The 20,027-nt window shown below is 64.0% G+C and carries 18 protein-coding genes; 10 read left to right on the top strand and 8 right to left on the bottom strand.

Going from position 1 to position 20,027, the window contains the following annotated elements:
• Position 1 precedes the first annotated feature (1 nt).
• From P3T20_RS32835 to P3T20_RS32815, 5 genes are all read left to right on the top strand, one after another.
• Complete coding sequence (locus P3T20_RS32835; RefSeq protein ID WP_074269450.1) at positions 2 to 856, top strand: CheR family methyltransferase; 855 nt, start codon at positions 2 to 4, stop codon at positions 854 to 856.
• 48 nt (positions 857 to 904) lie between these two features.
• Positions 905 to 1,537 (top strand): chemotaxis protein CheB, encoded by a 633-nt coding sequence (locus P3T20_RS32830; protein ID WP_429289015.1) that lies wholly within the window; start codon positions 905 to 907, stop codon positions 1,535 to 1,537.
• 9 nt (positions 1,538 to 1,546) lie between these two features.
• Positions 1,547 to 2,674 (top strand): hybrid sensor histidine kinase/response regulator, encoded by a 1,128-nt coding sequence (locus P3T20_RS32825; protein ID WP_429289014.1) that lies wholly within the window; start codon positions 1,547 to 1,549, stop codon positions 2,672 to 2,674.
• A 154-nt stretch (positions 2,675 to 2,828) separates the two neighbouring features.
• On the top strand, positions 2,829 to 3,365 hold the full coding sequence (locus tag P3T20_RS32820) for a carboxymuconolactone decarboxylase family protein (protein ID WP_429289013.1): 537 nt from the start codon (positions 2,829 to 2,831) through the stop codon (positions 3,363 to 3,365).
• A 175-nt stretch (positions 3,366 to 3,540) separates the two neighbouring features.
• A complete protein-coding gene (locus P3T20_RS32815) occupies positions 3,541 to 4,569 on the top strand; it encodes a sulfonate ABC transporter substrate-binding protein (protein ID WP_074268484.1) in 1,029 nt (342 codons plus the stop codon).
• Between the two features lie 69 nt (positions 4,570 to 4,638).
• Here P3T20_RS32815 and P3T20_RS32810 read toward each other — a convergent pair whose 3' ends face one another.
• From P3T20_RS32810 to P3T20_RS32800, 3 genes are all read right to left on the bottom strand, one after another.
• Positions 4,639 to 5,505: a LytR/AlgR family response regulator transcription factor gene (locus P3T20_RS32810; protein WP_429289012.1), complete on the bottom strand. Its 867-nt coding sequence runs from the start codon at positions 5,503 to 5,505 to the stop codon at positions 4,639 to 4,641.
• A gap of 41 nt (positions 5,506 to 5,546) precedes the next feature.
• Complete coding sequence (locus P3T20_RS32805) at positions 5,547 to 6,647, bottom strand: sensor histidine kinase (RefSeq protein WP_429289011.1); 1,101 nt, start codon at positions 6,645 to 6,647, stop codon at positions 5,547 to 5,549.
• 148 nt (positions 6,648 to 6,795) lie between these two features.
• Entirely contained in the window at positions 6,796 to 7,329 is a 534-nt protein-coding gene (locus P3T20_RS32800) for a DUF6622 family protein (protein ID WP_429289115.1), read from the bottom strand.
• A 286-nt stretch (positions 7,330 to 7,615) separates the two neighbouring features.
• Here P3T20_RS32800 and P3T20_RS32795 point away from each other — a divergent pair, with 286 nt between their 5' ends.
• Positions 7,616 to 8,062 (top strand): hypothetical protein, encoded by a 447-nt coding sequence (locus P3T20_RS32795; RefSeq protein ID WP_074268482.1) that lies wholly within the window; start codon positions 7,616 to 7,618, stop codon positions 8,060 to 8,062.
• Between the two features lie 37 nt (positions 8,063 to 8,099).
• Here the strand turns inward: P3T20_RS32795 and P3T20_RS32790 are convergent, their stop codons facing one another.
• Positions 8,100 to 9,398, bottom strand: a complete 1,299-nt coding sequence (locus tag P3T20_RS32790) for a tetratricopeptide repeat protein (protein WP_429289010.1) — start codon at positions 9,396 to 9,398, stop codon at positions 8,100 to 8,102.
• A 158-nt stretch (positions 9,399 to 9,556) separates the two neighbouring features.
• Positions 9,557 to 10,474: an NAD(P)-dependent oxidoreductase gene (locus P3T20_RS32785; protein ID WP_429289009.1), complete on the bottom strand. Its 918-nt coding sequence runs from the start codon at positions 10,472 to 10,474 to the stop codon at positions 9,557 to 9,559.
• 215 nt (positions 10,475 to 10,689) lie between these two features.
• On the opposite strand from P3T20_RS32785, the gene P3T20_RS32780 reads away from it, so the two are divergent.
• From P3T20_RS32780 to P3T20_RS32770, 3 genes are read left to right on the top strand one after another with little or no spacing between them, the layout of a single operon-like run.
• Positions 10,690 to 13,611 carry a molybdopterin oxidoreductase family protein gene (locus P3T20_RS32780; RefSeq protein WP_429289008.1) on the top strand — a complete coding sequence of 974 codons (2,922 nt, stop codon included), beginning with the start codon at positions 10,690 to 10,692 and terminating at the stop codon, positions 13,609 to 13,611.
• 13 nt (positions 13,612 to 13,624) lie between these two features.
• Positions 13,625 to 14,461, top strand: coding sequence for a 4Fe-4S dicluster domain-containing protein (locus P3T20_RS32775; protein WP_429289007.1), 837 nt, complete (start codon positions 13,625 to 13,627; stop codon positions 14,459 to 14,461).
• Positions 14,458 to 15,417 (top strand): dimethyl sulfoxide reductase anchor subunit family protein, encoded by a 960-nt coding sequence (locus tag P3T20_RS32770; protein ID WP_429289006.1) that lies wholly within the window; start codon positions 14,458 to 14,460, stop codon positions 15,415 to 15,417. Before P3T20_RS32775 ends, P3T20_RS32770 begins: the two co-directional genes overlap by 4 nt.
• 92 nt (positions 15,418 to 15,509) lie before the next feature.
• On the opposite strand, the gene P3T20_RS32765 is transcribed toward P3T20_RS32770, so the two are convergent.
• Positions 15,510 to 18,113, bottom strand: coding sequence for an alpha/beta hydrolase family protein (locus P3T20_RS32765; protein WP_429289005.1), 2,604 nt, complete (start codon positions 18,111 to 18,113; stop codon positions 15,510 to 15,512).
• A gap of 150 nt (positions 18,114 to 18,263) precedes the next feature.
• On the opposite strand from P3T20_RS32765, the gene P3T20_RS32760 reads away from it, so the two are divergent.
• Complete coding sequence (locus tag P3T20_RS32760; RefSeq protein WP_429289004.1) at positions 18,264 to 19,058, top strand: hypothetical protein; 795 nt, start codon at positions 18,264 to 18,266, stop codon at positions 19,056 to 19,058.
• Positions 19,059 to 19,068: 10 nt separating this feature from the next.
• Here P3T20_RS32760 and P3T20_RS32755 read toward each other — a convergent pair whose 3' ends face one another.
• Both P3T20_RS32755 and P3T20_RS32750 read right to left on the bottom strand, forming a co-directional pair.
• The gene (locus P3T20_RS32755; protein WP_429289003.1) at positions 19,069 to 19,329 is read right to left on the bottom strand and encodes a heme-binding protein; all 261 of its coding nucleotides are present in this window, start codon (positions 19,327 to 19,329) and stop codon (positions 19,069 to 19,071) included.
• Between the two features lie 87 nt (positions 19,330 to 19,416).
• On the bottom strand, positions 19,417 to 19,953 hold the full coding sequence (locus P3T20_RS32750) for a tautomerase family protein (RefSeq protein WP_429289002.1): 537 nt from the start codon (positions 19,951 to 19,953) through the stop codon (positions 19,417 to 19,419).
• Positions 19,954 to 20,027: the final 74 nt, after the last annotated feature.

Below are 20,027 nucleotides of genomic sequence, written 5' to 3'. Positions count from 1 at the left end.
GATGAAAAGCAACCCGTCCGCGCCAGAGATCCGGCCGCCGCGCATCAGCGATTTCGATATCGAACTGCGGCTGCTGCTGGAGGCGATCTATCTGAAGTACCAGCACGACTTTCGCCATTACGCGATGTCGTCGCTGCGCCGCCGGCTGACCCAGGCGCTGGACGAGTTCGGTCTCACCACGCTCTCGCAGTTGCAGGACCGCATCATGCGCAACGGCGCCGAGTTCGCGCGCCTGTTCCAGTACCTGACGGTGCAGGTGAGCGACATGTTTCGCGATCCGGCGTATTTCATGGCGCTGCGTCAGCACGTGATGCCGGTCCTGCGGACCTATCCTTCCGTCAAGGTATGGGTGGCCGGCTGCAGCACCGGCGAGGAACTGTGGTCGCTGAAGATCCTGTTCGACGAAGAGGGATTGACCGAGCGCACGCTCTTCTACGCGACCGACATCAACCCCGACGCGCTGGCGCGCGCCGAATCGGGCATCTACGCGCTCGACCGGATCGCCGGCTTTACGCAGAACTACCTGGCCGCGGGCGGCAAGCATTCGCTGTCCGACTACTACCACGCGGCCTACGGCGGCGCGCGCTTTGCCGGCGCCCTGAAAGACCGGGTGGTGTTCGCCGATCACAGCCTGTCGACCGACGAAGTGTTCCTTGAGGCACATCTGGTATCGTGCCGCAACGTTATGATCTATTTTGACCGCGCGCTGCAGGACCGCGCGCTCGGATTGTTTCAGCGCGCCCTCGTGCGGCGCGGCTTCCTTGGTCTGGGTAGCAAGGAAAGCCTGCGTTTCTCGAGCCAGCACGAAGCGTTTGACGAGTTTTGTCAGCGTGAGCGTATCTACCAGAAGCGCTAACGCCGCCGCCATGCCAACATCGTTCAGCCGATCCTGATGCGACTGCCTATGCGCGCACAACCTCCTACCGCGAAACGCCAGGCCGCTTCGGCGCCCGCGCGCGCGTTCGAGATGGTGGCGATCGGCGCCTCGGCGGGCGGCATCGACGTCCTGAACGGCCTGCTGGCCGCGCTGCCGGGCGACTTCTCCGCTTCCGTGATGGTGGTCGTCCATCTTCCCGCCGATCCGCTCAGTTACCTCGTGCAGACCTTCAGCCATCGCAGTACGCTGCCGGTGCTCGAACCCGACGCGGGCGAGCGCATTCTCGCGAGCCGCGTCTACGTGGCGCCGCCCGGCTATCACATGCTGGTTGAAGACGACCGCACGGTGGCGCTGTCCACGGAGGCGGCCGTGCGTTTCTCGCGGCCGTCGATCGACGTGATGTTCGAATCGGCCGCCTGGGTGTATCGCGAGCGGCTGCTTGCGCTGCTGCTCTCGGGCGCCAACGAAGACGGCGTGCGCGGCCTCGCAACGGTGCGCGCGTTAGGCGGTGCCGCCTGGGTTCAGGCGCCAGATACGGCTTCATCACCGGAAATGCCGCGCGCGGCGATCGAGCGCGGCGTTGCAGACGAAATTTTGACTCCCTCTACAATGGCGCGTCGCCTTGCGCGGCTGCCCGCTTTTATTGAACGTGAATCCTGACCCGATGCCATGACGAATCCCACTGTCAACATTCTGATCGTCGACGACATCGCGCATAACATCATGGCGCTTCAGGCGTCGCTGACCCGGCCGGAGATCAACCTGCTGGTGGCCGATTCCGGCACGGCGGCACTGGACCTGCTGCTCAAACACGAAGTGGCGCTGGCCATTCTCGACGTCAACATGCCGGGCATGAACGGCTTCGAGCTGGCCGCGCTCATGCGCGGCAGCCCGCGTACCTCGCATGTGCCGATCATCTTTCTGACGGCAACCGCGCAGGACGCCTCGCGCACGTTTCGCGGCTACGAAGCCGGCGCCGTGGACTTTCTCTACAAGCCGTTCGACCCGCGCATCCTGCAATCGAAGGTGGATGTATTCGTGCAGCTCGAACAGCAGAAGCGTCAGCTCGCCGCGCAACTGGTGACGACGCGTCAGATGCTCGAAGCCAACGAAATGCTGATGGCGGTGCTCGGCCACGATCTGCGCACGCCGCTCGGCGCGGTGCTGGCTTCGGCGGAGTATCTGATGCGCGTGGGAGGGAGCGAGCAGGTGACCACTACCGCCACGCGCATCAAGAGCAGTTCGCTGCGCATGGCGCGCATGGTGGATCAGCTGCTCAACCTGGCACGCCTGCAAGGCGGGCGGCTGCAACTGCAACCGCGTTCGACCGAGCTAGCGGCGCTGTGCAAGTCGGTGATCGACGAATTCGCCACGCACAAGGGCGCCGACCGGATCTTTTTCCTGAGCGAGGGGAATTCGGCCGGCCGTTGGGATACCGATCTGATGTGGCAAGCCATCTCCAACCTGATCAACAACGCGCTGCATCACGGTGAGCCCGGCTGCAGCATTATCGTCAAGGTCGACGCCAGCAACGATGAGACGATTAAGCTGAGCGTCACGAACGGCGGCGTGATACCAGCGGACGTCGTGCCGCATCTGTTCAAGGCGTTCGGTTCGAGCGGCGTCGGCGGGCGGCCGCGCGAAGGCCTGGGCCTTGGCCTGCACATCGTGCGGGAGATCGTCCAGATGCACGGCGGCGAGGTCAGCATGAAGTCGGATGAGGCGCGCGGAACGGTGTTTTCCATCGAACTGCCGCGCACGACCACGCGTGGGCGGGGATCGTTGAGCGGGCATTAGACCCGGACCATCGAAGCAACTCTCTGATTCGATGAGACGTTTGAGCATAAAATTGCTAGATTGTGGCATTAATTAACTCGCTGAGACTGGCTACACTGACTTCCATGCCATACGACATGGCTAGCAGATAAACCCAGACCTCAAGGAGTCGATCATGTCCCGTCTTTCTACCATCAACCCTCAAGAAGCGACTGGCGCCACCGCTGAAGTGTTCGCGAAGATCAAGAAGGCCGCCGGCAAGGTGCCTAACTCTTACGCGACTATCGGCACGCACAGCGCCGCCGCGCTTGGCGCGATTCTCGGTGTGGAAGCCGTGCTGGCGAGCAGCAGCCTAGCGAAGTCCGATATCGAAGTGATCAAGCTCGCTGTCAGCGAAGTGGCCGGCTGTGATTACTGTCTCGCCGCTCACACGCTGATGGGCAAGTTCGCCGGCCTGTCGCAGGACACCATGAAGCAGGTGCGTGCAGGCGCCGAAACCGGCGACGCGAAGCGCGATGCGCTGGTGCGCTTCGTACGGACGCTCGTAACTACGCACGGTACGGTTCCCGCAGATGAGCTCGATGCAGTGCGCGCGGCCGGCTACAGCGAACAGCAGGTGGTCGAAGTGATTCTCGCCATCACGTCCATCACCTTCACCAACCTCGTGAACCGGGTGAACGACACGACGCTGGATTTCCCGGCAGCGCCGTAAAGCAGGACGGCAGGCGGCATGTGCCGCCTGCCGCCTTTCCCACCCGCCATGCTTTGCATATGCGTAATGATTGGTTCGCTGCGTGGTGGCGCGTCCTTATCCTAGGGAGCGCCGCGGCGATGGCGCCGCCGCATTTGCGGCCGGACGAGCCGCTACGAACCACCAGAGGACGCATATGGCTTCATCAGGACACTCTATCCGCAACCCGCAGCCGGTCGATTCGAGCCGCCGCTCGCTTCTGAAAGCTGCCGCGGCGCTGGCAGCCGGGACGGGTGCCGTTCTTGCCGGTGGCGCAGGCGTGTTGCTGTCGAGTCAGGCCGCGCTGGCCGAGGGCAACTCGAAGACGCTGCGCATCGGCTTCCAGAAATACGGCAACTTCGTCGTCCTGAAGGCGCGCGGCACGCTCGAAAAGAAGCTCGCACCGCAAGGCGTGAGCGTGCAATGGCTTGAATTTCCCGCCGGGCCGCAACTGCTCGAAGGATTGAATGCGGGCGCGGTGGACGTCGGCACGGTCGGCGAAACGCCGCCCATTTTTGCGCAGGCTGCAGGCGTGGACTTTGTCTATATCGCCAACGAACCGCCTGCGCCCAAAGGCGAAGCATTGGTAGTGCAACAGGATTCGCCGATCCGCACGGTGGCCGATCTGCGTGGCAAAAAGGTCGCGCTGAATCGTGGCTCGAATGTTCACTTTCTGCTGGTCAAGGCGTTGCAACGCGCCGGTCTGGCGTACACCGACATCCAGCCGGTCTATCTGACGCCCGCCGATGCGCGTGCGGCATTTGTCCAGCGCAGCGTCGACGCGTGGGTGATCTGGGATCCCTATCTCGCGGCTATCGAACGTCAGGCAAACGCACGTGTCCTGACCAACGGAGACGGGATTGTGCGCAACACCCAGTATTACGTCGCCACCCGCAAGTTCGCCCAGGCGCAGCCCCAGGTATTGCATGCGCTGCTCGACGAACTCAATCAGGTCGACGAGTGGGGCCGCAATAACATCCCTGCCGTGGCGGCGCAGTTGTCGCCGCTGGTGGGTCTCGACGCGGCCACACTCGAAGTCGCGCTGGGACGCGCCGGTTACGGCGTGCAACCGATCACCGATGCGACGCTCGCGTATCAGCAGCAGATTGCCGATACGTTCACCGATCTCAAGCTGATTCCAAAGAAACTGACGGTCGCGGATGCGCGCTGGAATACGGTTGGGTGAATGGCAGCGAGGCGACGTTGTCTCGCTGCAAACGAATATGAACGTCTGCGGCGGGCATCCGCCGCTCGACTACATACCCTTGAACTGGTCGGCGTAGAGTCGGCTCACACTTAGCTTCGCCGCATGGTCGCGCAGGCTGAGCGTGAGCTTGCCCGACTCGTCGCGCGAAGCGCTGGCAATCGCATCGGCACGCACTACCGTGCCGCGATGGATCTGCCAGAATTGCTGCGAATCCAGTTGCTGCAGCAGTTCGCGCAGCGAGGTGCGAATCAGGTGCTCTCGCTCGGCCGTGATGACCCGGACGTATTTGTCCGCTGCCTCGAAGTACAGCACCTCGCCCACTGGGACCATCGTGATCGTGTTGCCGGCGCTTGCCTGGATCATGCGCAACGGTGCGCTAACCGTGGCCGCGGCTGCCAGCCCGGATGCAGCCGACGCGCCCGGCAACTCTTGCCCCGCGGCACCGAACAACGCACGCAACTGATCGATCATCGGCGCGAGCCCCGCTTGCGCGGCCTGCGGTTGCTCACGCGCCTGCAACGCTGCCTGCAGGCGCGCGCAGGTCTTCGCCAGCCGCTCGGTCTGCACCGGCTTCAGGACATAGTCGAGCGCCGCGCGTTCGAAGGCGCGCAGCGCATATTCATCGTACGCCGTGACGAACACCAGCAGCGGCAGTGGACGGCCCGTATCGGGCCAATCCTCGGCCAGTGCCTGCGCGGCATCCAGCCCGCTCATCCCCGGCATGCGGATATCGAGGAACAACAGGTCGGGCTGCAACGCGAGACCCTGCTGAAGCGCAGATGCACCGTCGCCGACACTCGCGACGACACGCAGTTCGGGCCACAAGCGGGCTAGCTCGGTTTGCAGGTTGGCGGCCAGCAAAGGTTCGTCTTCGGCGATCAGGGCGGTGGCGTTCATCATGGTTGAAGTGGACATGGATAGGTTGGCGCGCAGTCAGCTCAGGCCGTTCGCGCTGCTCAGGTGACCGGAATGCGCACGACTGCAAGCGCGCCGCCGAGGCCGTCATCGGGCGTGGTCAGTTCAAGGGAGGCCGCGCTGCCGTACAGCGCGGCGAGCCTTTCGCGCACCTGTTGCATGCCGAAGCGGCTGCCATGCGCGGGCACCGCGCCGAGACCCACGCCGGTATCGCGCACGCTCAGCAACAACTCCTGGCCGTCGCGCCGTGCCGCAACTTCGATCCGGCCGCCGGCCACGCTCGGCTCGAGCCCATGCTTGATCGCGTTTTCGACCAGCGGTTGCAGCAGCAGCGGCGGCACGGGCAGGCTGCTCAACTCGTCGGGCAGATCGAGCTTCCCCGTGAGACGCGGCCCCATGCGAACCTGCATCAGCTCGAGGTAATCGCCGATTCGCGCAAACTCGGCGGAGAGCGCGTGCGAATCCGAGCGCGAGGCATCGAGCGTGGCGCGCAGAAAACCGTTCAGATGATCGAGCATGGCCTGCGCCCGTTGCGGGTCCTGGCCGATCAGCACGCGCAGGTTGGCCAGCGTATTGAACAGCATATGCGGTTCGAGTTGCGACACCAGCAGTCTGAGCTGATTTTCGACGGCAGTGCGCCGCGCGGCTTCTGCTTGCGCTTCGGTGGCGGCAAGCCGGCCACGCGCATAGAAAAAGTAGGTACAACCGATCGCAAGCGCAAACGTCGGCAAAAGTGACGGCAGCAGCGACTGAAAATTCCGCAGGAAGCCAAGCGGCGCGTGATGCGTGCCGGTCAACAGATCGCCGAGCGTGTGGCCGCCGAGATAGCCCACGACGGCGGACATTGCGATCCACGGCACCATCAGCCCCCACCCCGGCCAGGGGCGCTGGGCGGCGGCGCTCTCGGGCGACACCCCGGTCGGGCGCGCGGCGCCGCGACGCATGAAGCTGGCCGACAAACCATAGCGGCCCGCTTCAATCAACGCCTGAATGCATAGCGCGACGGTGAAGGTGTAGATCAGATCCGGGACAAACGCGCTGTCCGAAAACGGGCCGAACAGGAATGTGGCCGCCAGCGAGACGAGAAGGGTGATTCTCAGCTCACGCCAAAGCCATCCGAAAACGACACGATACGTGGGCATGCGGCGGTCCGGGTTCAGTTGCTCGTCGCGCGAGAGGGCGAGCAGGTTGGAGGCCCGCGCGTTGGCGCGGTGCCACGAGCAGCGGATTGTAGCTGGTCCGTGGGTGCGCCAGATCGTCCGTGCGTCGACGATTGCGTGGGTGGATGCTTCAATAGACCGTGTCGCGCGGCAACGCCTGGCGAACTGCGCGCCAGACCTCGAGCGCGCGGGCGAGGAAGACGCCGCTAAACGCGCCATACACGAGGCCCACGAAGCCGGCGACACCGGCGTCGGCGGCAAGGGCATGGTCGGTCGCGAGCGTGAAGCCAACCGAATACTTGAACAGGAACAGCCCCAGCAACAGTCCGAGCGGCAGCCAGCTGCCGGGCATCAGCACGCTGCGCTCCGACTCCAGCCAGCGAATCCCGTTCCACACCCGCAAGCCCTGTGAAAGTGCCAGAGTGGCGGCGACCCCGGTGGCCCAGGCCAGCAACGCCAGCGGCTGGCTGGAAAAAGCTGACGCAACACCATAGAGCGACAGAAGCACCATTACCAGCGGCAAGGCGGTGGCGCTGCGCAGCGACCGGCGGCGCGGGACGGTCTGCTTGAAACCCATGACGATCAGGGCGGCAAGCACGCCCCAGACCCAGTGAGGCGTCTCTAGAACGATGGTAGTGAACATGGCGGCGGACTCCGTGTCTATATCGAGGGATTCGATGACACGGATGTTCGGTCAGCTAGCCGCCACGTTCGAACGGTTTGCGACAAAATGACCAACGACGGCGCGAAATGCTCCAGTTGCGGCGCGAGCGGCTGGAGGGGCGAACCGGCCAGGCGTACAAACAGGCAAGGACAGCGCGCCGTGATGCGCCGTTGAAAGCCTACGTAATCTGCATTGATGGGTGCCGTACAGAAGGAGCGGAGCAAAGGCCCTACGTTGGGAACTGGCTCCCCACGCCGCATACTGCCAGGATAGGGGTTGCATCACCATGAGAATGTGCTTTCCCAACGCGCTTGGGGTGCTGGCTGCGGCTGGCGCAGTACTCTATGCGATCCCCTCGGCCGCGCACGAGCTCGATGCGCAGCTGGACTGCAGCTCGAACGCGCACGCCTTCATTACTTCGCTGCAAAGCGACCAGTTCATCGAAGCGCAACCGATGCACGTGGAAGCCAACTCCGTCAACGCGTTCCGTCCGACTCGCGGCAGCCAGCTGACGGCGTTCGGTTTCCGTGTCTACGCGGTACTCGGCTACGATCAGAACGACGAGCTGTTTCACAAGGGCAGCGGCCAGGCGATGGCCGGCTCGCTGTATGGGGTAGTCGTCTTCGGGTCCAGCGAGTCTGTCAAAACCCACCTGCAGGATGCCGGCAGCGACGCGGTGGTGCATGAAGTCATGCCGCTGATCATGACAGCCGTGCTGTGCAAGACGAACTGAAGCGGTGGGCCGAAACGGGTTCCGTTCCCGGATGGCGTTAGCGGCCCGCGTCCGGTTCTGGCGCGTCGCGCAGGATGTCGGCCAGCGCGTTGCGCACGTCGCCGATTACGCCTCGCCACCCCGCTTCGCCTTGACGGAACAGATACAGGTCCTTGGGATACCACGGCGAGCGCATACCTGCCCGCTGCCAGCGCCAGTCGATGCCCCGGTGCGGCAGCATCACCCAGCACGCGACGCCGAGCGCGCCCGCCAGATGGGCGACGGCGGTATCGACGCAGATCACCAGATTGAGTTGTCCGATGATGGCGGCGGTATCGCTGAAATCGCGAATCTCGTCGCCGAGACACAGGGCCGGCTGATGTGCCGCGCATTCCCGCGCCTCGGTCTCCGCGCCGCCCACCTGCAGGCTGACAAAGCGCACGCCGGGCACCGACCACAGCGGCTGTAACGCAGAGAAGTGAGGTACGGAGCGGTTCGCATCGTTCTCATGCTCGGGGTTGCCCTTCCACACGAGTCCGATGCGGACGCCGTCGTTCGGCAGACGCTGACGCCACGACTCGAGACGGTTGGCAAAGACGCCGACATACGGAATCCGGGCAGGGATCGACTCGAGCGTCGTGCCGAAGCGGCAGGGCAGGCTCAGCAGCGAATCCCAGTAGTCGTGCGTGTGCAGACCTTGGGGGTCGGTAACCAGCGCATCGATGCCCTGCACCGTGCCTAGCAGCGGCGCAAGCGCCGGCTTGCAGATCACCGAAAGCTTCGCCAGCCCGCGCGCCTTCAGCAGGCTTGCGTAGCGCACGAACTGGATGGTGTCCCCGTAGCCTTGCTCGGGCAACAGCAACAACGTCTTGCCTTGCAGGTCTTCGCCATGCCAGCGCGGAAACGGCAATTCGCCGTGCTCGTGGAAGACCTCTGAGCGTGCTTCGTAGTACGGCCAGCCTTCGGCATATCGGCCGGCGGCGAGCAGCAGAAGCGCATAGTTGTAGCGAGCTTCGGCGTAATCGGGCTGCAGTTCGAGCGCGCGGCGATGTTCGGCCTCGGCTTCGTCGTAGCGTTGCAGGGTTTCCAGCGTGTCGGCCAGATTCGAGCGGATCGGCGCGCTATCCGGCATCGCTTCGAGTGCGTGCCGGTAGTGATCCACTGCGTCAGTGAAGCGTCCGGATGTGCGGAGGAGGTTCGCCAGGTTGTTGTGGGCGCTACCGTTATGGCGGTCGGCTTCGAGCGCCTGGCGGTAGAGACGCTCGGCGCCTGCGAAGTCGCCTTGCTGCTGGGCGTCGAGCGCGGCCTCGACAAGCTGGTTGCCGACCTTGGGAGCCTCATGCGCAGGCTGGTTCATAAGCGAGGTGGGTTGCGCCCGATCCTGACGAGCATGGTCTCTCAGATGGCCCGCTCAATGTGTTGCCCAGCGCGCTGGCCACTTGCGCCAGCCGTTATGGTGGCGCAAGAGAAGCCCATGATGCAACTGACGCGGCCGTCAAGCCGCATTACGCTATCTTAGTCAGCCCGCTTGAGCTGCCGCAGGCGCCAGATCAGACTCGAGGTATCGAAACGGTTGCCGCCGAGACCCTGCACGTCGCCGTAGAACTGGTCGACCAATGCCGTGACCGGCAACGCGGCGCCGTTGCGTTTCGCCTCATCGAGGCAGAAGCCGAGATCCTTGCGCATCCAGTCCACCGCAAAGCCGTAGTCGAACTTGCCTTCGATCATCGTCTTGCCGCGGTTGTCCATCTGCCAGCTTGCTGCCGCACCCTTGCCGATAACTTCCAGCACGAGTGGCATGTCGAGACCGGAGCACTCGCCGAAATTGATTGCCTCGGACAAACCTTGCACCAGGCCGGCAATGCAGATCTGATTGACCATTTTCGCCAGTTGACCTGCGCCGACGGGACCGATCAGCGTCACCGCTGCACCGTAATGCTTGAGCGTGACGGCAGCCGGCTCGAACGCGGCCTTCTCGCCACCGCACATGATGGTCAGCGTGCCTTTCTGGGCACCGGCCTGGCCGCCCGACACGGGCGCATCGATAAACTGCAGGCCCTGTTTCGTGGCGACGGCGGATAACTCCCGCGCCACATTCGCCGAAGCGGTCGTATGGTCGACGAAAGTCGTGCCGCGCTTCATGCCGGCAAACGCGCCGTCATCGCCGAGCGTGACACTGCGCATGTCGTCGTCGTTGCCGACGCACGCCATCACCAGGTCGGCGCCGTCGGCGGCTTCGCGCGGCGTGCGGGCCGCGCGGCCGCCGTGTTCGGCGACCCATTGCTCCGCTTTGGCAAAGGTACGGTTATAGACCGTGACATCGAGTCCGGCTTTCGCCAGATGGCCGGCCATGGGATATCCCATGACGCCGAGGCCGAGAAATGCGACGCGACGCTTGGCGTCGCTGGAAGACGAGGCGGCGGAATCACTCACTGCGCGGCTCCTTCAAGTGGGGGCTGGGTTGGGGGTGGGTTGGGAAAGCCATTATCGCAGCGATGCCGGCGCGCTGCAGCGGCGTTCTCGCGGCCTGCGGGACGCCCGGAAACTATCGGAGCGCACGATACATTGGATATTAAATAGCGATTTTTCTTTTATATCCAACGGTCTTACGATGCACGGGTAGGCTGACGTAGTCCCCGGAGGTATCGATGGAACACCACGCACGCACGCAAAACGAAACACTCGAAGTCAAAACCACGACGTGCTACATGTGTGCTTGCCGTTGCGGCATCCGCGTGCATCTGCGCGACGGCGAAGTGCGCTATATCGACGGCAACCCTGAGCATCCGCTCAACCAGGGGGTGATCTGCGCGAAAGGTTCGTCGGGGATCATGAAGCAGTATTCCCCTGCGCGTCTGACCCAGCCGTTGATGCGCAAGGCGGGCGCCGAGCGCGGCAGCGCGCAGTTCGAGCCGGTCTCGTGGGAGGTGGCGTTCGCCGTGCTCGAAAAGCGCCTCGCCCATCTGCGCGCCACTGATCCGAAGAAGTTCGCGCTTTTTACCGGCCGCGACCAGATGCAGGCGCTTACGGGCCTGTTCGCCAGGCAGTTCGGCACGCCGAACTACGCGGCGCACGGCGGCTTCTGCTCGGCCAATATGGCGGCCGGGATGATCTACACGATCGGCGGCTCGTTCTGGGAGTTCGGCGGCCCGGACCTCGACAGCGCGAAGCTGTTTTTCATGATCGGCACGGCCGAGGACCATCACTCGAATCCACTGAAAATCGCGCTGTCGAAGTTCAAGCGTGCCGGTGGCCGCTTTATCGCCATCAATCCGATCCGTACCGGCTACGCGGCGATTGCCGATGAGTGGGTGCCGATCCGTCCCGGCACGGACGGCGCTCTGTTCATGGCGCTGATCCACGAACTGTTGGCCACGGATTCGTACGATCGCGAGTTCGTCACGCGTTATACCAACGCGGCCGAGCTGCTCGACATGAATGCCGACGGCGATGCGTTTGGTCTCTTTGTGCGCGATCCGAATCTGCCCGAGGCTAATCCGCTGTTCCCGCAAAACCATCTCTGGTGGGATCTGAAGACGCAACGCGCGGTGCAACATCACACGCCGGGCTCCGAGCCGGCGATTGACGGCAATTACACGCTCGAAGACGGCACGCCGGTTACGCCGTCGTTCGCCTTGCTGCGCGAGCGCGTGGCGGACAGCACGCCGGAGTGGGCTGCGGAGATCACCGGCATTCCCGCCGGCGTCATCCGCCGCCTTGCACGAGAAATGGCGCGGACCGCGCGCGATCACAAGATCACGTTGCCGATCCAGTGGACCGACGCCTGGGGCGAGACGCATGACACCATAACGGGCAATCCGATCGCCTTTCACGCAATGCGTGGTCTCGCGGCGCATTCAAACGGCTTTCAGTCGATCCGTGCGCTGGCGGTGCTGATGTCCCTGCTGGGGACGATCGACCGGCCCGGCGGTTTTCGTCACAAGTCGCCGTATCCGCGCGCGGTGCCGCCGTCCGCCAAGCCGCCCAACAGCCCGGACGCCGTACAGCCGAATACGCCGCTCGCCAATGGTCCGCTCGGCTGGCCGGCAGCGCCCGAGGACCTGTTCATCGATCAGGCCGGCGAACCCGTGCGCATCGACAAGGCGTTCTCATGGGAATACCCGCTCGCCGTGCACGGCCTGATGCATAGCGTGATCACCAACGCATGGCGCGGCGATCCTTACCCGATCGACACGCTGCTGATTTTCATGGCCAACATGGCGTGGAACTCGTCGATGAACACGGTCGAAGTCCGCAAGATGCTGGTCGACAAACGCGACGACGGCGAATACAAGATCCCGTTCCTGGTGGTGTGCGACGCGTTCCAGTCCGAGATGACCGCGTTCGCCGATCTGATCCTGCCCGACACCACCTATCTGGAGCGCCACGACGCAATGTCCATGCTCGACCGGCCGATCTCCGAGTTCGACGGTCCGGTCGATTCGGTGCGCGTGCCGGTGGTGCCGCCAACCGGTGAATGCAAGCCGTTCCAGGAAGTACTGATCGAACTGGGGAGCCGTCTGAAGCTGCCCGCGTTCACGACGAAGGAGGGCACGCGCAAGTTTCGCGACTACCCGGACTTCGTCGTCAACTTCCAGACCTCGCCGGATTCGGGCGTGGGCTTCCTGATCGGCTGGCGCGGCAAGGACGGCGACAAGGCGCTGGTGGGCGAGCCGAATCCGAATCAGTGGGAGCAGTACGCAAGCCACAACTGCGTGTATCACTACACGCTGCCCGAGACGCTGCAATACATGCGCGGCGTCAACGGACCGTATCTGAAGTGGTCGGTAGAGAAGGGCTTTCGCAAGTTCGACACGCCTATCCTCATTCAGTTGTACTCCGATGTAATGCAAAAATTCCGCCTCGCCGCGCAGGGCAAGAGAGCGGGACGTCAGCCGCCCGATCATCTGCGCGCGCGTGTCGAGCGCTATTTCGATCCGCTGCCGTTCTGGTACGAACCGCTCGAACTCGCCGCCACCGATCGTGCACAGTTTCCGCTGGCTGCTGTCACCCAGCGTCCGATGGCCATGTATCACTCGTGGGATTCCCAGAACGCCTGGTTGCGGCAGATTCATGGCGAGAACTATCTGTTCATGAATCCGTTGATGGCGCGCGGCAACGGCATCGAAGACGGCGGCTGGATCTATGTGGAATCGCCGTGGGGCAAGGTACGTTGCATGGCGCGCTATAGCGAGGCAGTGGAGCCGGGTACGGTGTGGACCTGGAACGCTATCGGCAAGGCAGCGGGGGCGTGGAACCTTGGGCCCGATGCCAACGAATCGCAGCGCGGCTTCCTGCTCAACCACCTGATCACCGACGAGTTGCCCGGCGCGACGTCAGGCGATGCGCGCATGTCGAACTCGGATCCGATCACGGGGCAGGCCGCCTGGTACGACGTGCGAGTGCGCGTGTATCCGGCCGAGGCCGATGCGGACCACACGTTGCCGCAATTCGCGCCGATGGAGAAGCTGCCCGGATCCACAGGCGTGTTGCATCGTCTGGTGCAAACGTACTTCGCCGGCCGCGGCGAGTTTGCTGCGCGTCTGCGCGGCGCCAGCAAGCAAAAGTGACGAGGAGCATCCAATGACCCAGATGGCGCTCGTAATCGATCTGAACGTCTGCGTGGGATGTCACGCGTGCGTGACGAGCTGCAAGGAATGGAACACGTCCGGGGAGGCCGGCAGTCTGGCGGACTTTCGCCCGTACGATGCCGATCCGTCCGGCACGTTCTTCAACCGTGTGCAGACCTATGAAGCCGGTGAGTTTCCGCTCACCGATACGATCCATTTTCCGAAATCGTGTCTGCATTGCGAGGATCCGCCGTGCGTGCCAGTCTGTCCGACCGGCGCGAGCTATAAGCGCAAGGAAGACGGGCTCGTGCTGGTGGACTTCGACAAATGCATCGGCTGCAAATATTGCGCGTGGGCGTGTCCTTACGGCGCGCGCGAGCTCGATGAAGAGCGCAAGGAGATGACCAAGTGCACGTTGTGCGCGGATCGTATCCATAACGAGGCGCTGCCGGAGCGGGATCGCAAGCCGGCCTGTGTGCTGGCGTGTCCCACTTCGGCACGGCTGTTTGGCGATATTCACGATCCGGAGTCGGTCGTGTCGCGGGCGATTCGCGAGCGCGGTGGGTATCAGCTGATGCCGGAGTGGGAGACGAAGCCTGCGAACCATTATTTGCCGCGTCAGAAGACGACGGGGTGTGGGGGTGAGTCGTGTTCGTGCAAGTCAGGGGAGGTGGCGGAGGCGTCTACTGCTCCCGCCGCACCTGCTATTTCTTCCGCTGCGGCGCGCGCCAGCTCCGCTGAGGACGTCGCGCCTCTTCTCCAGGGACAACTCCACACTGAACGCCGCGGCCCTGTCGCCGGCATGCTGGACCGCGTATTCAACATTCTGAGTCTTGGGAGAGGCGCATGAAGCCCGCATTTTCAGTGGTCTTTCTGACCACGCTGAGCGGCGCCGGACAAGGTCTGCTGATTGCGCTGTTCGGGGTAGAAGTGGCCGCGCGGCTTGGGATGATCGCAGCCGCTGATGTGCCGCCCCAGACGTTCTTCGTACTCGGTGCAGCGCTGGTGGTCGTGCTTGGCGCCTTGGGATTGCTGGCTTCGTTCTTCCACCTCGGTCATCCTGAGCGCGCATGGCGCGCTATCGCGATGTGGCGTACTTCATGGCTTTCACGCGAGTGTCTGGCGCTGCCGGTGTTTCTTGCATGCGCATTTGCCTACGGTGTTGCGCATTGGCTTGGCTCTCCGTGGTCGCTGGAAGTCGGTGCACTCGGGGTGCTCGCCAGCGCCGTGCTGTTCGTGTGCACGTCGATGATTTACGCGTGCCTGCGTTTCCTGCAGGAATGGGCCACGCCGCTGACGATGGTCAACTTCGTACTGCTTGGCTGCGCGTCGGGCTTTACATTCGCTACGGCCAGCGCTGCTTGGCTCGCGCCGTCACTGGTCGGTGGACTCGCAGTATGTGCGGCTGTGCTGACGCTAGCAGGCTGTGCGAGTCGCATCGCCGCACTGATGCGCAATGCGCGCTTGCGACCCAAATCAACGGTGCAAAGCGCGACCGGCATCAAGTCGCCGACACTCGTACAGAAGTCGCGCGGCTTCACGGCAGGTGCGTTTAATCTGCGCGAGTTCTTTCACGGGAAAACGCCGCAGACGCTGCGACGTATCAAATGGACCTTCCTGCTGGGGGCGTTTGCGGTGCCTGTGGTGCTAATCGCGTTGGGCGGCAGTGTGTCGTCGATCGCGGATTCGCTCTGGCTACTGTGTGCGGCGTGCGTGGTGCAGTATGCGGGGCTAGTCGCAGAGCGCTGGTTCTTCTTCGCGGAAGCACGGCATCCGCAGAATCTTTATTATCGTCAGGCTTCCTGAATGTATCGGGAGGCGTTGGTTTCCAATAAACCCGCGTCGTCTTCCACCGTCTGCTTGCGATCTTGATCGCAGGCAGACGGCAAAAACCTACCTCACTCAGCGTGCGCTGCACCCGCCTTCGCACCCGAAGCATCCGCTGCCGGAGCGGCAGACTGTGCTGCAACCGCACGCGGCGGCGCATTCTTCACGTAGCGATCGAACCAGCGCTGCATCTCATACGCGAGCTGCTCGTTCGATTCCAGCGCCGTGTACCAGTGTGGCTCGTGCGGCAGCATCACGAGCCGTGTCGTGCCGCCGTTGCCGCGCAGCGCCTCATACAGCAGCGTCGCTTGCAACGGCGTCGTGCCCGGATTGGCATCGTCCTCGCCATGCACGATCAGGAGCGGCGTCTTCAGCTTGTCTGCGTAGAAGAACGGCGACACCTTCAGATAGACATCCTGCGCCTGCCATACCGAGCGTCGCTCGTTCTGGAAGCCGAACGGCGTCAGCGTCTTGTTGTACGAACCGCTCGTCGCCACGCCTGCGCGGAACAGATCGGAATGCGCGAGCAGATTGGCGGTCATCAGCGCACCGTGACTGTGGCCGGTGACGCCGATGCGGTCCGGATCGACCACACCCAGCCGTACCGCTTCATCGACGGCAGCCTTGGCGTCGGCGACGAGCTGCTCGTTGTAGGTGTCGTAGGCGCGCTTCGGGTCGCCGATGACGGGGAACGACACGTTGTCGATGATCGCGTAGCCGGCGAGCAGCATCAACCGGTAGTCCCTCAGCCGCGTGAAGGTCTGTTCGGAGCCGCTGACCTGGCCCGCCGTTGCCGCGTCGGCGTAGTCGAGCGGATAGGCGTACAGGATCGCCGGCACGCGAGTGCCCTCCTGATAGCCGGGCGGCGTATACAGCGTGAACGACAGGTCGAGCCCGTCCGCACGCTTATATCTGACGAGACGCTTCTTGATCTGGCGCACGACCGGTGTCGGATCGACGAGGTGCGTGAGCGCGGTCGAGCTCGATGCATAGCGCGCTTCGCTCTCCGGCGCATCGCCGACCTGGGCCCCGAGAGTACGGACAAACAGATTCGGCGGATCGTTCGGCGTCTGATGCCACGTCAGGAACGACTGGGTACCGTCGCCGGTGAACGCGACGAACCGCTCGAGCGCTGCCTTGTCACTGCGGAACAGACGCTCGGTCTTGAGCGTCGTGAGATCGAGCCGATCGAGGAACGGCCGGTTGCCGCCCGGCGACGCGCCGTCGCCGTCGAGGAAGATTGCGCCGTTCTCAACCCGGACCACCCGGAAGCCGTTCGGCAGTGGTTTGGTCACCGGCGTGCCGGGATCGGCGTATAGCTCGTCGCTCGACATGTCCCACAGCAGATGTTGCGTCACCTGGGGTGCGTCGACGTCGACCATGAAGGTCCGTTGCCAATGGCGGTTGTGGTCGTACTCGGAGAGCAGTTCGAGATCCGGCTGCGAGGTCCACGCAACGCCGGCATAGCGTTGATGCAGCCGCGTCACTTCACGCGGCGCCGCGTCGAACGGTGCCTTGAGCATCATCACCTTGTCGCGCTCCGGCACGTCGACGTTCCAGTCGCCACCGTCGAGCGCTTCGGCCCAGATCAGCGTGGCCGGTTCGGTCGGACGCCACGAAAAACTGCGCGGCCCGAGCGGCACACCGGCAACCGGAACGCGGTCCGCCAGAGGCCGCGACGTGATCAGACGCGTCGCGATATGCGCGCGATTCGAAATGTCCCATACCGTGTAATCGTGCGGAAAGCGTTCGGCGGTCGTCACGTACGAATAGGGCCGCCGGATCGTCGTCACCAGCAGATGACGTCCGTCCGGCGCGGGCGCGAGGCCGTCATACAGCGCGGGCGCGCCAAGCGGCGTGACCTTGCCCGTGCCGGCGTCGACGAGCGCAAGCTGTGAGGTTGCGTAGTAGTCGAACTGCGCTTCGTCGCTGGCGCTGTTCAGCGTGTCGCGCGCCTCGTAAGTGCTGCTTTGGCCGCGCCGGCCGTCGGATTCCTGGATGCTCGGGCTCTCCGCTGCTTCGGCGGCGGTGGGCGCCGGCCCGCTGTGCGCAGGCACCAGCTTCACAAGCAGGGTTGTCTGGTCAGGCATCCAGTTCAGTTCGTCGCCGAACATCGGGTTGAGCTGGACGCCGGGAATGCGGTGAACCGCGCCCGTGACACCGTCGCCGACCCACAGATCGACTGAATGCGCCGTCACGTTTTCGAACGCGAAGCGCTTGCCGTCGACGCTCCAGTGCGGACGGGTCGCGCAGACGCCTGCCGGCAACGCGACCGGTCGCGCGACGCTGTCCGCGAACTGAACCAGGTCGAAGTGCGTCGCGCACGCCGGAATGCCGTAGCCGCCCGGCGTGTCGTGCCGGCTGCGGTTCGCGGGTTCGACTCGCACGCCTGCGAGACGCAGGTACGGCGTCGCCACCCGCGCGATGGACGGATATTCCTGATAGGTAACCAGCAGCGCCCGGTCGGTACTCGGCGCCACGACCGGAATGGGCAGAGACGGCGCCAGCATCACGTCGAGGATCGCTTTGGAAGGCTGGCTGTAGCCGGAGACGGCGGGCTGCGCCGCGGCCGGTATCGTTGCTGCTGGGGTCTGCTGCGCTAATGCGCTTTGGGCACTAACCGCCACGACCAGCGCGGCCGTGGCGAGACGGAAAATCACGGAAGGATAGGGCATCGTCTGCGTAACAGGTTTCGGGGGTGATGTCGTTCGATGAAACGGGAACGCGCAGTATTGCATGCCCAGCGGCCGAGAATGTGGCCCGCGTGCGCGCGCCCTGGCGGAAGCGTTTGGTAAGATCCGGCTTTATACCCGTCCGATGCCGTCATGCTTGCACTCAAGCTCACGCTGGTCCCCGCTTTTCTGTTAATCGTCTCGATGTCGGGCAAGTGGTGGGGGCCATCCATCGCGGGTTGGCTGGCAGGACTGCCGGTCGTAGCAGGCCCGATCCTCTTTCTGCTGGTTCTTGCACACGGGCCGTTATTCGGCGCGCATGCGGCCACGCTCTCGCTGTCGGCCATCCTCGCTTCCGAAGCGTTCAATTTTGCCTATGCATGGACCTGCCGCTCGCGTGCCTGGCCGTGGGCGTTAGCGGCGGGGCTCCTCACCTGGCTGGCGGCGGCTTCTGCTCTCTCGTATTTGCCCGCCTCGCCAATGTGGGCGCTCGGCGTTGCGCTGGCGGCCACGCTGTTCGGACAGTCGTTTCTGCCGCGCAGCGCCGCCGTTGCAGCCGGCGCGCCGCTGACGCGCACCGATCTCATGAGTCGCATGCTGGCGGGGATGGCGCTCACGCTACTGGTGACGTCTGTGTCGGCGCGCGTCGGCCCCACATGGAGCGGCCTGCTCGCGGTGTTTCCATTGCTGGGGATCGTGCTGTCGGTATCGTCGCAGCGCGCTCATGGCGCGGATTTTGTCGTTTCGTTGCTGCGCGGGATGGTGTTGGGACGCTTCGCTTTCGCTGCGTTCTGCCTGTTCCTAGTGTGGATGCTGCCGCATCAGGCGCCGTTGCTTACGTTTGCTGAAGGGGCCTTGCTTGCGATGTGCGTGCAATGGGGCACCCGGCGTTTGACACGCGCAAGCCGGGTGCCCGCCAAGGCACCGGAAGCCATGGCGGCGGAGTAGGCAGGTACCGCTACTGCGATGCGCCCGACAGCGCAGTCTGTATTTGCGCAGAGCCCGCCGCGGCGCAACGTTCGTCGTCGGTGCTGAGCGGTGACCCGCTCACGCCGATTGCGCCGAGCACCTCGTTGCCGCTTTTGATCAACACACTCCCCGGGACGAACAGGAGCTCGGTCGATCCGGCGCCTACGTTGGCGTGGTGATGACGCCGCCTTGCGTCAACCTGCCGAAGAGCACCTCGGTCTGCGTCTGGTCGTCCACTCGAAAGTCGCATGATCTGTAATCCTAATTAGAGAACTGACAAGCACCTTTGAATGGTGGGACCGGCCTATGTGGTAACGGCCATTTGCGTTCCGGGCGGTCAGGGACGCTGAGCCTGCTCCGGATAGCCGTGCGCTTCGTGCATGCGTCTCTGCGCGGCCAGGAACGGCTCGAAGTATTCGGCGCGCTCCGGCGTCCCGCCCGCGACCTCGTTGATCTCTCGAATGCCGATCGTCTGCCCGCTCGCCCCCCAGTTGCCGTCCGGCACTTCATGGATCAGCACCCAGTCGCCGCCGCGCTGCGGAAACGTGCCGTCGACATCAAGAGTGCGGGCAACGATGGCGTTGATCTGTCCATGCAAGGCGGTTTTGTCCACTTGCCGGGCAGCGCCGAGCGGATACACCACGTCGAAGAGAAAGCGGCCGCCTTTGGGCGGATCGAGATCGGGCTTGCCGCCGACGTACCACGAGGTCCGCGCGTCGACCTCGTCGAACAGCACATAGGCGACCGCACGGCCGGCGGGCGTATCTGCGCCGACTTCCGCCACGAGGATGGCGGCAGTGAGTTCCTCGGCAAGCTGGGCTTTCTGCGCAGTGGTGAACGCGCCGCGTTGGTGGGTAATGCGTAGCAAAGGCATATGAGTCTCCTCGAAGAACACGCCGGCGGTTGCCAGCGCTTCCCCAGTAAATTATATTGGGATCGTAATTTAAT

This window comes from Paraburkholderia sp. GAS206C (assembly GCF_050435645.1).
GTDB classification, from domain to species: domain Bacteria; phylum Pseudomonadota; class Gammaproteobacteria; order Burkholderiales; family Burkholderiaceae; genus Paraburkholderia; species Paraburkholderia phenazinium_B.
The sequence above is the reverse complement of the archived record's forward strand: the minus strand, read 5'-3'. Positions and strand labels throughout refer to the sequence as shown.